At 68.4% G+C, this 14,043-nt stretch carries 12 protein-coding genes; 8 read left to right on the forward strand and 4 right to left on the reverse strand.

The genetic code is table 11. From position 1 onward, the window contains the following. Positions 1-9: 9 nt before the first annotated feature. Together lysA and lptM are read right to left on the reverse strand one after the other, a co-directional pair. Positions 10-1,257 carry a diaminopimelate decarboxylase gene (gene lysA, locus ED208_RS04485; RefSeq protein ID WP_123210642.1) on the reverse strand — a complete coding sequence of 416 codons (1,248 nt, stop codon included), beginning with the start codon at positions 1,255-1,257 and terminating at the stop codon, positions 10-12. A 17-nt stretch (positions 1,258-1,274) separates the two neighbouring features. Then, positions 1,275-1,478, reverse strand: a complete 204-nt coding sequence (lptM, locus tag ED208_RS17860) for an LPS translocon maturation chaperone LptM (RefSeq protein WP_436286617.1) — start codon at positions 1,476-1,478, stop codon at positions 1,275-1,277. A 157-nt stretch (positions 1,479-1,635) separates the two neighbouring features. Between lptM and ED208_RS04495 the strand changes: the two genes are divergently transcribed. Beyond that, on the forward strand, positions 1,636-2,310 hold the full coding sequence (locus ED208_RS04495; RefSeq protein ID WP_123210644.1) for an alpha/beta hydrolase: 675 nt from the start codon (positions 1,636-1,638) through the stop codon (positions 2,308-2,310). After that, entirely contained in the window at positions 2,307-4,067 is a 1,761-nt protein-coding gene (locus ED208_RS04500) for a DUF4153 domain-containing protein (protein WP_123210645.1), read from the forward strand. Before ED208_RS04495 ends, ED208_RS04500 begins: the two co-directional genes overlap by 4 nt. A gap of 16 nt (positions 4,068-4,083) precedes the next feature. Here the strand turns inward: ED208_RS04500 and ED208_RS04505 are convergent, their stop codons facing one another. Continuing rightward, the gene (locus ED208_RS04505) at positions 4,084-4,770 is read right to left on the reverse strand and encodes a type 1 glutamine amidotransferase (RefSeq protein WP_123210646.1); all 687 of its coding nucleotides are present in this window, start codon (positions 4,768-4,770) and stop codon (positions 4,084-4,086) included. Between the two features lie 147 nt (positions 4,771-4,917). On the opposite strand from ED208_RS04505, the gene ED208_RS04510 reads away from it, so the two are divergent. From ED208_RS04510 to msrA, 3 genes are read left to right on the forward strand one after another with little or no spacing between them, the layout of a single operon-like run. Beyond that, positions 4,918-5,853, forward strand: a complete 936-nt coding sequence (locus ED208_RS04510; protein WP_123210647.1) for a hypothetical protein — start codon at positions 4,918-4,920, stop codon at positions 5,851-5,853. A 55-nt stretch (positions 5,854-5,908) separates the two neighbouring features. Next, positions 5,909-6,412 carry a peptide-methionine (R)-S-oxide reductase MsrB gene (gene msrB, locus ED208_RS17445; RefSeq protein ID WP_199720497.1) on the forward strand — a complete coding sequence of 168 codons (504 nt, stop codon included), beginning with the start codon at positions 5,909-5,911 and terminating at the stop codon, positions 6,410-6,412. 29 nt (positions 6,413-6,441) lie between these two features. Then, positions 6,442-7,035, forward strand: coding sequence for a peptide-methionine (S)-S-oxide reductase MsrA (msrA, locus tag ED208_RS17450; RefSeq protein ID WP_199720498.1), 594 nt, complete (start codon positions 6,442-6,444; stop codon positions 7,033-7,035). 452 nt (positions 7,036-7,487) lie between these two features. Here msrA and ED208_RS04520 read toward each other — a convergent pair whose 3' ends face one another. Next, positions 7,488-7,976 carry a GAF domain-containing protein gene (locus ED208_RS04520; RefSeq protein WP_123210705.1) on the reverse strand — a complete coding sequence of 163 codons (489 nt, stop codon included), beginning with the start codon at positions 7,974-7,976 and terminating at the stop codon, positions 7,488-7,490. A 171-nt stretch (positions 7,977-8,147) separates the two neighbouring features. Between ED208_RS04520 and ED208_RS04525 the strand changes: the two genes are divergently transcribed. The 3 genes from ED208_RS04525 to ED208_RS04535 all read left to right on the forward strand — a co-directional run bounded on the left by ED208_RS04525 (position 8,148) and on the right by ED208_RS04535 (position 13,317). Continuing rightward, on the forward strand, positions 8,148-10,235 hold the full coding sequence (locus tag ED208_RS04525) for a M13 family metallopeptidase (RefSeq protein ID WP_123210649.1): 2,088 nt from the start codon (positions 8,148-8,150) through the stop codon (positions 10,233-10,235). A gap of 69 nt (positions 10,236-10,304) precedes the next feature. Further along, positions 10,305-12,374, forward strand: a complete 2,070-nt coding sequence (locus tag ED208_RS04530; RefSeq protein ID WP_123210650.1) for a M13 family metallopeptidase — start codon at positions 10,305-10,307, stop codon at positions 12,372-12,374. A gap of 91 nt (positions 12,375-12,465) precedes the next feature. Then, positions 12,466-13,317 (forward strand): acyl-CoA thioesterase, encoded by an 852-nt coding sequence (locus tag ED208_RS04535; protein WP_123210651.1) that lies wholly within the window; start codon positions 12,466-12,468, stop codon positions 13,315-13,317. Positions 13,318-14,043: the final 726 nt, after the last annotated feature.

Below are 14,043 nucleotides of genomic sequence, written 5' to 3' on the forward strand. Positions count from 1 at the left end.
CGCCCGGCCTCAGGGCAGCAGCGTCTCGCCGCGCACCAGGTCCTCGAAGTCCTCGCGGGCGCGGATCAGGTGCGCGCTATCGCCATCGACCATCAGCTCGGCGGCGCGGCCGCGCGAGTTGTAGTTGCTGGCCATGGTGAAGCCGTAGGCGCCGGCGGTACGCACCGCCAGCAGATCGCCCTCGCGCACCGCCAGTTGGCGGTCCTTGCCCAGCCAGTCGCCGGTCTCGCAGACCGGGCCGACCACGTCGTAGGTCCGCGCGGCTTCGTCCAGGCGCGGCTGCACCTGCACGATGTCCATCCAGGCCTGGTAGAGGGTGGGGCGGATCAGGTCGTTCATCGCCGCGTCGACGATGCAGAAGTTCTTCTCCTCGCCCACCTTCAGCGCCTCGACGCGGGTGACCAGGAGGCCGGCATTGCCGGCAATCGCACGGCCCGGCTCGCAATGCACTTCCAGGCCGCGACCGGCCAGCCGTGGCAGCAGGTGCGCCGCCCACTCGGCCGGCTCGACGGTCTTCTCGTCGCGGTAGCGCACGCCGAGTCCACCGCCGACGTCGATGTGCTTGAAGTGGATGCCCGCTGCGGCCAAGCGGTCCACCAGGGCCAGCATGCGGTCGAGCGCGTCGAGCAGCGGCGCGTCGTCGAGCAACTGGCTGCCGATGTGGCTGGCGATGCCGGCGATCTCGATGCCGGGCAGGCTCGCCGCCTCGCGGTACAGGCGCTCGGCCTCGGCGAGGCTGACGCCGAACTTGTTGGCCTTCAGTCCGGTGGAGATGTAGGGATGGGTCTTGGCATCGACATCGGGATTCACCCGCAGCGCGATGCGCGCCCGCACGCCGCGCGCGGCGGCCACCGCCGAGAGACGGCGCAGCTCGGATTCCGACTCGACATTGAAGCAGCCGACGCCGGCGACCAGCGCCTGCTGCATCTCCACCGCCGTCTTGCCGACGCCGGAGAACACCACCTTGCGGGCATCGCCGCCGGCGCGCAGCACCCGCGACAACTCGCCGCCGGAAACGATGTCGAAGCCGGCGCCCAGCCGTGCCAGCACATTCAGCACGGCGAGGTTGGAATTGGCCTTGACCGCGTAGTGCACGCAATGCGGCACGCTCGCCAGTGCCTCGTCGAAGGCGCGGTAGTGGCGTTCCAGCGTCGCGCGCGAATAGATGTAGAGCGGCGTGCCGTGACGGTCGGCGAGGGCGGCGACGGACAGGTTTTCGGCGTGCAGCGCGCCGTCACGCAGGGTGAAGTGGTCCACGGGCGAGGGAGTTTTTGCTAGGGCGCCGGGCTAGGCGCGGGATCGGGTGCGGCGGAATCGGTCGCCGGTGCGGCGGCGGGCGCCGGTTTGGCTTGCGTCTCGGCGGTCGGCGACGGAGCCGGCACGGGCTCCTTGCTGGGCAAGACCAGCGGGCCCATCTGGCCACAGGCTGCCGCCAGGGCGGCGAGTAGCAGGAGCAGGGGGCGGTGGGCGCGATTCATGCCGCTATTCTAAGGCGCCTGCTCCCTTCTCTCCTGCTCCCGGCCCATGTCCCGCAACGAAGACGCCGTCATCCTCCCCGCTCCCGGCAAGCACACCGCCCACGCTTAGCCCCTGGGCCCCGGCTCGTCGGCCGGGGCAAATCACCGCGAGTAACACATGCGCCGCATCGAAACCCCCGACTCCGTCATTCTTCAGCCCGACGCCCCACAAACGGCGACGGTGATTTGGCTGCACGGCCTCGGCGCCGATGGTCACGACTTCGTGCCCATCGTCCCCGAACTGGGCCTGGGCAAGGAGCACGGCATCAAGTTCGTGTTTCCGCACGCGACGGTGCGCCCGGTGACCATCAACAATGGCTATCCGATGCGCGCCTGGTACGACATCCTCTCGCTGACCCGCATGGAGAAGCAGGACGTTGCCGGCACCCAGGCTTCGGCGGCGCGCATCGCTGGTCTGCTGGATGCCGAACGCGCCGCCGGCATCGCCAGCGAGCGGCTGATCCTTGCCGGCTTCTCGCAGGGTTGCGCGATGACGCTCTACACCGGCCTGCGTTACCCGCAGCGTCTCGGCGGCCTGCTGGCCCTGTCCGGCTATCTGCCACTGCACGAAAGCCTCGCCGCCGAGGCCAGCCCGGCCAACAGGGACGTGCCCATTCTCATGTGCCACGGCCAGTACGATCCGGTGCTGCCGCTGGTCTTGGGCAAGTCCTCGGCGGAGATCCTCGGCGCCGCCGGCTATTCCGTCGACTGGCGCGAGTACCCGATGCAGCACCAGGTCTGCCCGGAAGAGATCGACGACATCGGCGCATTCCTGCGCGCCCGGCTTGCGTGAGCCAGCCCGGCGCCGCCGATGCGGATGCGCCGGATGGCCCGGCGCAGCGCGCCATCCTGCTGTTCGCCATCGTCAGCGGCTTGCTGCTGCTGGTCGCCCACGAGGCGCTGGAAGCCGAGGCCGCCTGGTTCGATGGTCGGCTGACCCGCTGTCTCTGGTTCACCCTGGCCGGCGCCTGGCCGTTGTTCGCGGCGCTGAGCGTGCAGCGGCTGGCCGACCGCCGCTACTGGCTCGGCGTCGCCGCCTACGCGCTGCTGCTCGGCTACCTCGCCTTCTATTCCGGACGGGCGATGGAGCCCCGGAGTGTCGCGGTCGATGCCGTGGCCCTGCCCTATGTCTGGACGCTGATCGCCAGCGGCCATGTGCTCGGCGCCTGGTTCGCGGTGGCCCTGCGCCGCCAGGGCTTTGGCTATCCGTTGCTGTTCGAGGCCGCCTGGCGGATGGTCTCGACCCTGGCGCAGGTCGTCGCCTACACCGGCGCCTTCTGGCTGCTGCTCTGGCTCTGGGCGGCGTTGTTCAAGGCGCTCGGCATCGAGTTCTTCCACGAGCTGTTCGCACTGCCGCGTTTCATCTACCCGGTCACCAGTCTGGTGGTCGGCTATGGCCTGGTGCTGGCGCGCACCAAGAGCAGCCTCGGCGATGCCGTGCATCTGCGCGTGCTGGCGCTCTGGCGCGGGCTGCTGCCGCTGGCGGCGGTGCTGGCCCTGGCCTTCGCGAGCGCCCTCCTGCTGCGCGGCGTCGAACCGCTGTGGGCGACGCGCCATGCCACGCAGTTGCTGCTGGCTCTGGTGTTCGCCCTGGTGGCGCTCGCCAACGCCGCCTATGGCAAGGGTGGCGAGGCAGCGCCGCATCCAGCCTTGCGCTGGCTGGTGACGGCAGCACTGGCGCTGCTGCCGCTGTTCGTCGCGCTCGCTGCCTGGGCCTTGGGTCTGCGCTGGCGCCAGTACGGGCTGAGTCTGGACCGGCTCTGGGCGGCGCTGCTGGTCTTCATCGCCGCGCTGTATGGCTTCGGCTACGCGGTCGCGGCGCTGCGCCGTGCTCCGGTCTGGCTGGCCGGCATCGCCCCGGTCAACCGCGCCGCCTCGCTGATCGGTGCCGGCTTGCTGCTGCTGACCCAGACCGGTGCGCTGGACTTCCGCGCCATCACCGCGCACACGCTGCTGGCGCGCGGTGCGGCCTTGAATGACGAGGATCTACGCTACCTGCGCTGGGAGCTGGGGCATCCGGGCTTGTATGCCCTGGAGCGCTTGCAGGCCGAGGGAGCGCCGGCGACCCAGGCGCGCATCGCCGAGCTGCTGAGCAAGCAGCACCGCTACGACCCCGACCGGATCGACAGCGGCGGCCCGGTGGTCTGGCGGCAGCCGCCGACACAGCCGGCCGCGCCGGAGGCACTGGTCCGCGCCGCCGCGCAGTTCCGCGATGAGTTTGATCGCGGTCAGGGCGAGCCCTGTGGCGCGCCGGCCGAATGCTGGCTGCTGCAGGCCAGCCTGGTCCGCGACCAGGCGCCGGTGTGGCTGCGTGTGCGCCTGCTCAGCCGCCCGGCCGGCGGCCGCATCGAGCTGTCGCTGTTCAGGCCCTGCGGCGAGCAATGGTGCGCCGACGACACGCGCTCGGAGCCGCTGTCCGCCGACCAGATGGAAGCCCTGCGCGCCGCGCTCGCCAGCGGCGATTTCGCGGTGGAGCCGCCCAAGCTCAGCGACTACCGGATCGGCGCGCGCCGGTTCCGTTTTCCGCTGCCCGGGCCCGACGCGCAGTGAGTTGCGCCCGGCGGGACTAGCCGCCTGCCATGTTGTCCAGCAGTTGGCGCATCAGCCGGTTGTTGCCGGCGAAGTTCGGCAGCTCGGCGAGGATGCTCTCCGGCCGCTGCACATAGCGCGCCGGCGCCGGGCGCTCCACCGCAAACCAGTCGCGGGCATTGGCGGCGGTGACTTCCAAGTGGAACTGGATACCCGCCACCCGCGTGCCCAGCGCGTAGGCCTGATGTGCGCAGGCCTCGCTGTTCATCAGCGACTCGCTGCCGGGCGGCAGGGCGAAGGTGTCGCCATGCCAGTGGAAGGCGGTGAACTGCTCGGGAAAGCCGGCGAAGGCGGCGGCGCCCCGGCCGGCCTCGGTCAGTTGCAGGGGATGCCAGCCGATCTCGACCTCGGCATTGCGCGAGACCGGACCGCCGAGCTGATCGGCGATCAACTGGCTGCCCAGGCAGATGCCCAGCAGCCGCTTGCCGCCGTCGAGGGCGCGGCGGATCAACTGCTTCTCCGGCACCAGCCAGGGGTAGAGCGCGTGCTCGTAGATGTTCATCGGCCCGCCCATCACGATCAGCCAGTCGAAGCTCTCCAGCGCGGGCGGGGTCTCGCCACGTTGCAGACGGGTGAAACGCACCTCGTGGCCGCGCGTGGCCAGCCAGGGGGCGATGCAGCCCAGGTCTTCGTGTTCGGCGTGCTGTAGCCAGTGAACGCGCATGTCGTAGTGGCAGGAAGGTTTGTGCCAGTGTACCGACCCTGGCGTGCGGCCGGACGACGGCACGCCCGCCGCCGCCCAGGAACCGGCCCCGTTTCCTGCCGGTCCCTTACTGACGCCGCCCCGCCTACCGCCCTCCTTCCTTCCGCCATGACCCTGTCGCCGTCACGCCGCTGGCCCCAGCTGTTGCTGGCCGTCAGCCTGCAACTGTCCGCCTGTGCCTACCTGCGCGCACAGCCGGTGGACGCGGTCGCCAACCCGGAGCTGGACGAGCTTTCCGGCCTGAGCCGCTTGCTGGCCACCGACGACTGGCTGTGGGGACACAACGACAGCGGCGACCGCGCGCGACTGTTCCGGGTCGGTTTCGATGGTAGTGACGGCGGCGTGGTGGAGGTGCCGGGAGCCAAGGCCGTCGATTGGGAGGACATCGCCGCCTTCAGTTGGCGGCAACAGCCGGCGCTGCTGATCGGCGACATCGGCGACAACTACGCGCTGCGGCGCTCGGTGAGCCTGTATGCGGTCGCCGATCCGGGCGCGAACGGCGACCGTGCTCCGCTGCTGTGGTCGCTGCAGTTCCGCTACCCGGACGGCCCGCGCGACGCCGAAGGCCTGGCGGTGGATCCGGTCAGCGGCGACATCCTGATCCTGAGCAAGCGCGAGCGGCCGCCCAAGCTCTACCGGCTGGCGATGCCGTCGCAAGCCCCGGAGCACGGCCAGATCCTGTCCGCCGAACCGGTCGGGACGGTCTTGCACCTGCCCAAGCCGACCCCGGCCGATCTTGCCGACGACCCCAAGTACGGCTTCCTGCGCGATTGGCCCACCGCTCTCGATTTGGCCCCCGACGGCAGCTATGCGGTGGTCGGCACCTACAAGGACGCCTATCTCTATCGCCGCCAGCCGGGCGACAGTTGGGCGGCGATGTTCGCGCGGCCGCCGCAAACCATCGACCTGCCGCAGTGGCGGCAGACCGAGGCGGGAACCATCAGCGCCGATGGCCGTCTGTACTGCGCCGGCTCCGAGCAACGCGCCGGCTTCGCCTGTCTGCCGCTGCCGGCGCCGCCCATCGAGCATCCGACAGTGCCCTGAGCACGTAGCACCTGGTAAGCCGGGACCAGTCCGCCCGGCCTGGAGATCGCCCGTGATGAACCGTCGCACCCTGCTCAAATGGATCGGCCTCGCGCCCGCGCTGGCACTCGCCGGCACCGCCGCCCGGGCGGAAGTGAAGGTCACCTCCCGGTTCAGCAAGGAGGACTGGCGCAAGCTGCTGCCGCCGGAGTCCTACCGGGTGCTGTTCGAGGAGGCCACCGAACGCGCCACCACCAGTCCGCTCAATCACGAGAAGCGCGAGGGCGTGTTTGTCTGCGCCGCCTGCTACTCGCCGCTGTTCGACAGCGCCCACAAGTACGAGAGCGGCACTGGCTGGCCCAGCTTCTTCCGGCCGCGCGAGGCTCAGGTGGCGACCAGGACCGACTACGTCCTGTTCGTCCCGCGCACCGAGTACCACTGCGCGCACTGCGGCGGCCACCAGGGCCATGTCTTCGACGACGGCCCGCCGCCCACCGGCAAGCGCTACTGCAACAACGGCGTGGCGTTGCTCTTCGTGCCCAAGGGCGAAGCCCTGCCGGCGACGCGAGGCCTGTCGTGAAGCGCGCCGGGCTACTGCTTGCGCTAGCTTTGGCCTTGGTTCTGGGTGCCGCGCCGGGTACTGGGCAGGCGGCTGGCGCGCCAGCAACCGCAAGCGGCAAGACCGAGCAGGCGATCTTCGCCGGCGGCTGCTTCTGGTGCGTTGAAGCCGATTTCGAAAAGCTGCCCGGGGTGATCGCCGCCGAGTCCGGCTACACCGGTGGCAAGGAGCCCAATCCCAGCTACGAGCAGGTTTCGGCGCATGCCACTGGCCACGCCGAGGCGGTACGCCTGAGCTACGACCCGGCCAAGGTCAGCTATGCGCAACTGGTCGAGTACTTCTGGCGGCACATCGACCCAACGGTGAAAGACCAGCAGTTCTGCGATCACGGGCCTCAGTACCGCAGTGGAATCTACCCGCTGGACGCCAGCCAGAAGCAGATCGCCGAGGCGAGCAAGGCGGCGCTGCTGAAGAGCGGGCGGTTCAAGCAGGTCTACACCGAGATCGTCGCCGCCGGGCCGTTCTGGCCGGCCGAGGACTACCACCAGGACTATTACAAGAAGAACCCGGTGCGCTATCAGTACTACCGCTTTGGCTGTGGTCGCGATGCCAGAGTGAAGGAACTTTGGGGCGAGGCGCACTGAGCCGGGCGCGCAGTACACACGCGGTCGCAGGACGGCTCCCGCACCCACGCTGCGCGACGCCGTGTCGCCGTCCTACCGCTTCGGTTGTGGTCGCGATGCCAGAGTGAAGGAACTCTGGGGCGAGGCGCACTGAGCGAAGTGTGCGGGACACACGCGGTCGCAGGATGGCTCCCGCACCCACGCTGCGCGACGCCGTGTCGCCGTCCTACCGCTTCGGCGGTGGCCGCGATGCGCGGGTGAAGGAGCTTTGGGGGTTGGCCGGGTAAAGGACGATGGCCTTGAATGGCCATCGGCCCCGGCCGACGGGCATGCAGGGAGGCATGCCCAGGGGCTCAATGCGAAGCGCGGAATTGCGCCATGGATGGCGGCGATGACCTAGCGCTTTGCTCTGAGAGCACCAACGCCCCCACCCCGGCCCTCCCCCGCACGCGGGGGAGGGAGACCAGCGCGGCTCAGGCCGAGGCCTGCACCCATAGCGCCGCCACCCGCTCCAGCCCGGCGCGATCCTCTTCGTCGAAGCGCGCGGTTACCGGGCTGTCGAGATCGAGCACGCCCAGCAGTTGGCCGGCGCGGACCAGCGGCACGACGATCTCCGAGTTGCTGGCGGCATCGCAGGCGATGTGGCCGGGGAAGGCGTGCACGTCGCGCACCACCTGGGTCTCGCGCTGGGCGGCAGCGGTGCCGCAGACGCCCTTGCCGAGCGCGATGCGTACGCAGGCGGGCTTGCCCATGAACGGGCCGAGCACCAGCTCGCGGCCGTCGTAGAGGTAGAAACCGGCCCAGTTGAGGTCGGGCAGGCTGTGCCAGATCAGGCTGGCGAGGTTGGCGGCGTTGGCGATGCGGTCGGTCTCGCCGTGGAACAGGGCCTCGGCCTGCTGCGCGAGCAGCGAATAGGTGTCTGGCTTGCGGGCGGTCGCCGTGGGGCTGTCGAGCTGGAACATGGGCATGAGTCGATTCGAGATCGCGGCCACCATGGGGCCGGGGCCGGCGATGCGCAACGGGGAGCTGAGCCGGCTCCGAAAAAATTCCGATCCGGTTTAAACCCTGGCGCCGTCATCGGCATCCTTGCCGGTCGCGTTACGATCACGCATTGCCTTTTCGAGGTCTCCCCCATGAATCGTTTTGTCCTGAGCGCCATGGCGCTCGCCCTCCTCGTCGCCTGCGGCAAGAAGGAAGCCCCACCCGCCGCCGAGGTCGCCGCCCCCGCCGTGGCCGTAGCTCCGGTCTCCGGCATCGACCTGAGCCAGATCGACGCCGCCGTCCGCCCGCAGGACGATCTCTATCGCCATCTCAACGGCAAGTGGCTGGACAGCTTCGAGATCCCCGCCGACAAGTCCAACTACGGCTCCTTCACCAAGCTCGACGACCAGGCCCAAGAGCAGTTGAAGGCGATCATCGAGACCGCCGCCGCGAGCAAGGACCGCAAGCCCGGCTCCGAGCAGCAGAAGGTCGGTGACTTCTTCGCCAGCTTCATGGACGAAGCCAAGCTCGAGGAGCTGGGCATCAAGCCGCTGGCGGCGGAGTTTGCCGCCATCGACGCACTCAAGGACAAGAAGGCGCTGTCCGCCAGCTTCGCCCGCCTGAGCCGCCTGGGCGCCGGTTCGCCGCTGTTCCTCTACATCCATCAGGACGCCAAGGACGCCAGCCAGTACACCGCCGACCTGGTGCAGGCCGGTCTGGGCCTGCCGGAGCGTGACTACTACCTGCAGGACGACGCCAAGTTCAAGGACATCCGCGCCCAGTACCTGAAGCACCTGGAGACGGTGTTCGGGCTGGCCGGCCTGGCCGAGCCGACGAAGGCCGCCAAGGCGGTGCTGGCGCTGGAAACCCAGCTCGCCAAGGGCCATTGGGACAAGGTGAAGAACCGCGATCCGGTCGCCACCTACAACAAGCTTGAGACCGGCAAGCTGGCGACGCTGACCGCCGCCATCGACTGGCCGGCCTATCTCGACGGCCTCGGCCTCGCCACGCAGCCGGCGCTGGTGGTGAGTCAGCCGAGCTATGTCAGCGCGCTCGGCAAGGCGGTGCAGACGGTGAGCCTGGACGACTGGAAGGTCTATCTGAAGTGGCAGCTGCTGGCGAGCTTCTCGCCGTACCTGTCCAAGCCGTATGTCGACGCCAACTTCGCCTTCTTCAAGAAGACGCTCAACGGCCAGCAGGAAATCGAGCCACGCTGGAAGCGCGGTGTCGATGTGGTCGAGTTCGGCTCCGGTGGCCTGGGCTTCTCGCGCGGCCTGTCCGAGGTGCTGGGCAAGCTCTACGTGGAAAAGCACTTCCCGCCGGAAGCCAAGGCGCGCATGGAGACCCTGGTCAAGAACCTGCTCACCGCCTACGGCCAGAGCATCGACGGCCTGAGCTGGATGAGCGACGAGACCAAGGCGGCGGCGAAGGTGAAGCTGTCGAAGTTCACCACCAAGATCGGCTACCCCGACCAGTGGCGCGACTACTCGGCCTTCGAGGTGAAGGCCGACGATCTCTACGGCAACCTGGTGCGCGGCGCCGAGTTCGACTACCAGCGCAATCTCGCCAAGCTCGGCAAGCCGATTGATCGCCAGGAATGGATCATGTCGCCGCAGACGGTGAACGCCTACTACAACCCGGAGATGAACGAGATCGTGTTCCCGGCGGCGATCCTGCAACCGCCGTTCTTCGATCTGAACGCCGACGACGCGGTGAACTACGGCGGCATCGGCGCGGTGATCGGCCACGAGATCAGCCACGGCTTCGACGACCAGGGCAGCCAGTACGACGGCGACGGCAATCTGCGCATGTGGTGGACGAAGGAAGACCGCGCCAAGTTCGATGCGCTCGGCGCCAAGCTGGCCGCGCAGTACGACAGCTACGAGCCGGTGAAGGGCTATCACGTCAACGGCAAGTTCACCCTCGGCGAGAACATCGGCGACCTCGGCGGCCTCACCGTCGCGCACAAGGCCTATGTGCTGTCGCTGGCCGGCAAGGAGGCCCCGGTGATCGACGGTTATACCGGCGAGCAGCGCTTCTTCCTCGGCTGGGCGCAGGTCTGGCGCCGCAAGTATCGCGAGGAAAACCTGCTCACCCGCATCAAGACCGATCCGCACTCGCCCAGCGAGTTCCGGGCCAACGGCACGCCGGTGAACGTCCCGGCCTTCCACGCCGCCTTCGGCACCAAGGAGGGCGACAAGATGTACAAGCCCGAGGCCGAGCGCATCGTGATCTGGTGAGCCACAGCAGCAACAACCGGGCCGGTCGCAAGACCGGCCTTCTTGTTTTCAGACGATGAGGACTAACGCATGACCCCTCTCCAGTTTCCCCGCTCCACCCTGGCGCTGGCTGCCGCGCTGCTGCTCGCCGGCTGCGGCCTGCACCGCCTGGATCGCCCGGACACGGCGACCACGGCCGCCACGCCTGCCGCTGCGGCGCTGGGCTCCGGCGTGATCGAAGCCAACCTCGACCGCAGCGTGCGGCCGCAGGACGATCTGTTCCGCTACATCAACGGCGCTTGGCTCAAGGCCAATGAAATCCCCGCCGACAAGACCAGCTACGGCATCGACGGCCTGCTCGACGACCGCAACCAGGACTGGCTCAAGGCGCTGGTGGAGCAGGCCTCGGCCAGCGGCGCGCCGGGCAGCGAGGCGCGCAAGATCGGCGACCTCTACGCCGCCTATCTCGACGAGGCCAAGCTCAACGCGCTGGGCGCCAAGCCGCTGTTCCCGCTGCTGACCCGCATCGACGGCGTGGACTCGCGCAAGGCGCTGCCGGCGCTCTACGCCGAGCTGGATCTGCTCGGGATTGACACTCCGGTAGCGCCCTATGTGCACCCGGACGCGCGCGATGTCTCGCGCTACAGCCTGGATCTCTACCAGTCCGGCCTGGGCCTGCCCGACCGCGACTTCTATCTCGATGGCGGCGAGCGCTTCGTGAAGCTGCGCGCGGCCTACCTCGCCTACATGACGCAGCTGTTCAAGCTCACCGGCGAGAAGAACGCCGCCGGCAAGGCCAAGGACGTGCTGACCTTCGAGACCGCGCTCGCCAAGCTGCACTGGAGCAAGGTCGAGAACCGCGACCCGGTGAAGACCTACAACCCGCGCACGCTCAAGGCGCTGGCCAAGGAAGCGCCGGGCTACGACTGGTCGGCCTGGGTTGCCGGCCTGGGCCTGAAGACCGACGCCGTGGTGGTCAGCCAGCCGAGCTATCTCCAGGGCTACGCCAAACTCGCGGCGAAGACGCCGCTGGCCACGCTCAAGGCGCATGCCAAGCTGCACGCCATCGCCACGTCGGCGCCGTACCTGAGCCAGGATTTCTACGACGCGCATTTCGCGCTGCGCAAGGCACTGTCCGGCGTCCAGCAGCCGCAGCCGCGCTGGAAGCGCGGCCTGGACGTGGTGGAAGACGGCCTCGGCGAAGCGCTCGGCAAGCTCTATGTCGCCGAGCATTTCCCGGAGGCCTCCAAGCAGAAGGTGCAGGCCCTGGTCGGCAATCTGCTCAAGGCCTATGCGCAGAAGGTCGATACGCTGGAATGGATGAGCCCGGAGACCAAGGCGCAGGCCAAGGACAAGCTCGCCAAGTTCACCGTTAAGGTCGGCTACCCGGACAAGTGGCGTGACTACTCGGGGCTGGAGATCGTCGCCGGCGATCTGCTCGGCAACATCCAGCGCAGCCGCCGCTTCGAGGCCCGCTACAACCTCGACAAGCTCGGCCAGCCGGTGGACCGCAGCGAGTGGCAGATGACGCCGCAGACCATCAACGCCTACTACGATCCGCAGCAGAACGAGATCGTGTTCCCGGCGGCGATCCTGCAGGCGCCCTACTTCGACGCCAGTGCCGACGATGCCGTGAACTACGGCGCCATCGGCGCGGTGATCGGCCACGAGATCAGCCACGGCTTCGACGACGAGGGCAGCCAGTTTGACGGCGACGGCAATCTTCGCGACTGGTGGACCAAGGAAGACCGTGAGCGCTTCGAGGCGCGCGCCAAGCAGCTCGCCCAGCAGTTCGACGGCTACGAGCCGGTGCCGGGCCTGCACGTCAATGGCGAGCTGACCCTGGGCGAGAACATCGCCGATCTCGCCGGCATCATCATCGCCTACCGTGCCTGGGAGATTTCCCTCAACGGCCAGCCGGCGCCGGTGATCGACGGCCACACGGGTGCCGAGCGCTTCTTCGCCGGCTACGCGCAGAGCTGGATGACCAAGGTGCGCGAGGAGACCCAGGTCACCCGCCTGAAGTCCGATCCGCACTCGCCGCCGGATCTGCGCGTCAACGGCGTGGTGGTGAACGTGCCGGCCTTCCACCAGACCTACGGCACCAAGCCCGGCGACGGTCTTTACAAGGCGCCGGAGGCGCGCGTCGCGATCTGGTAGCCGCGCTTCGCGTAGCCACGACCCGGCGTGCCGCGATGGTGCGCCGGGTTTTCTTTGGCTACTCTACATACCGAACAGTTTGGAGAATTCCATGAGCAGCCCCAAGAGCTTCGTCGAGCTGTTGACGCCGGTCGCCAGCGCACCCGGCGAGTTGCAGTTCGAGATCAGCGAAGACTGGTTGCAGGGCCGCAGCGCCTTCGGCGGTCTGCAGGCGGCGCTGGCGCTGGCGGCGATGCGCCAACTCACCGGCGTCAGTGCGCCGCTGCGGGTCTTGCAGACCACCTTCATGGCGCCGGTGCCGCCGGGGGTGGTGAGCGTACGCGCGCAGGTGCTGCGTGCCGGCAAGTCGGTGACCCACGTGGAAGCGCGCATCGAGGCCGAGGGCCACACCCTGGCGCTGTTCGTCGGCGTATTCGGTGCCGGCCGGGCCTCGAACATCGTGGTGACGATGCCGGCGCCGCCACTGCCGGCGAAAGGCCCCGAGGGCCTCAAGGACCTGCCGTTCTTTCCCGGCGTGGCGCCCAACTTCATCCAGCATTACGCCATGCGCTGGGCGGAAGGCGGCTGGCCGTTCAGCAACACCCCCGGCCCAGTGACCCGCATCTGGCTGAAGGCACGCGACGCCGCGCCCGATCCCGCCGTCTTCGGTGAGCACGCCGCCGAACTGGCGCTGGTGGCGCTGACCGATGCGATTCCCTCGCCGGCGATCTCCTGGCTGAAGCTGCCGGCCCCGGCGAGTTCGCTGACCTGGATCCTGGAGCTGATCGAGCCGGCGCCGTTTCCGGGCGACGCGCAGCGCTTCGGCGTCGGGCACGACTACTGGCGCATCGACTCCGAGATCCACTCGGCGAAAGAGGGCTATATCGCCCAGACCGCCGTCGTCCACAGCCCGGACAATCGGCCGGTGGCGCTGTCGCGGCAGTCGGTGGTGATTTTTGCCTGAGTGGGGCGGAGGGCGGGTTCTGCTTGGTGCGGGAGAGGACTGTGGTTCGCGCGTTCGCGCTCTGCTGAGTCTGCTGTTGGTGCGAGTTTCTTTTCGCCTATTGGCGACTCACTTTTCTTTGCTCCTGCAAAGAAAAGTAAGCAAAAGAAAGCAGGCCCCTGCGTAGCGCCCCTACGGGATACCCTGCGATGCTCGGTCTCCGGGGGACGCCGGCGAACTCGGCGCCCTATAGGCGCCTCAGACATGCGCCGGCTTCCATACCCCCGGAGCCCTGCGCTTCTCGGCGCCACGAAGGGGGAGGGCAAGTCAAAAGCCACATCACCCGCCACATCAAAAGCACTCCGGCTTGTTGGCTTCGCCAACCTCGCGCGAGCGAAGCAAGCGCCTGCTGTAGATGTGGCGGCGGGCGGAGACCGCCGTGTCGTAGATGTTCCGGTCCCCTTCGTAGCGCCGAGAAGCGGAGGACCAAAGGGGGATAACAGCGAGCGCATGTCTGAGGCGCCTATAGGGCGCCGAGTTCGCGAGCGGCCCCTTTGGGCCGAGCATCGCAGGCTTGCCCCCGAAGGGGGCGCTACGCAGGGGCCTGCTTTCTTTTGCTTAGGCGGATTCTAAGATCAAGTGCAACGCTTCCTGAGACTGGAGGTGAAGCATGGGGAAGGCGTACCAGCACCTGAGCGCGGAGGAACGCGGCACGATCATGGCGCTGCGTCATGAAGGCCGAAGCCT

It is taken from the genome of Stagnimonas aquatica, assembly GCF_003730135.1.
GTDB classification, from domain to species: domain Bacteria; phylum Pseudomonadota; class Gammaproteobacteria; order Nevskiales; family Nevskiaceae; genus Stagnimonas; species Stagnimonas aquatica.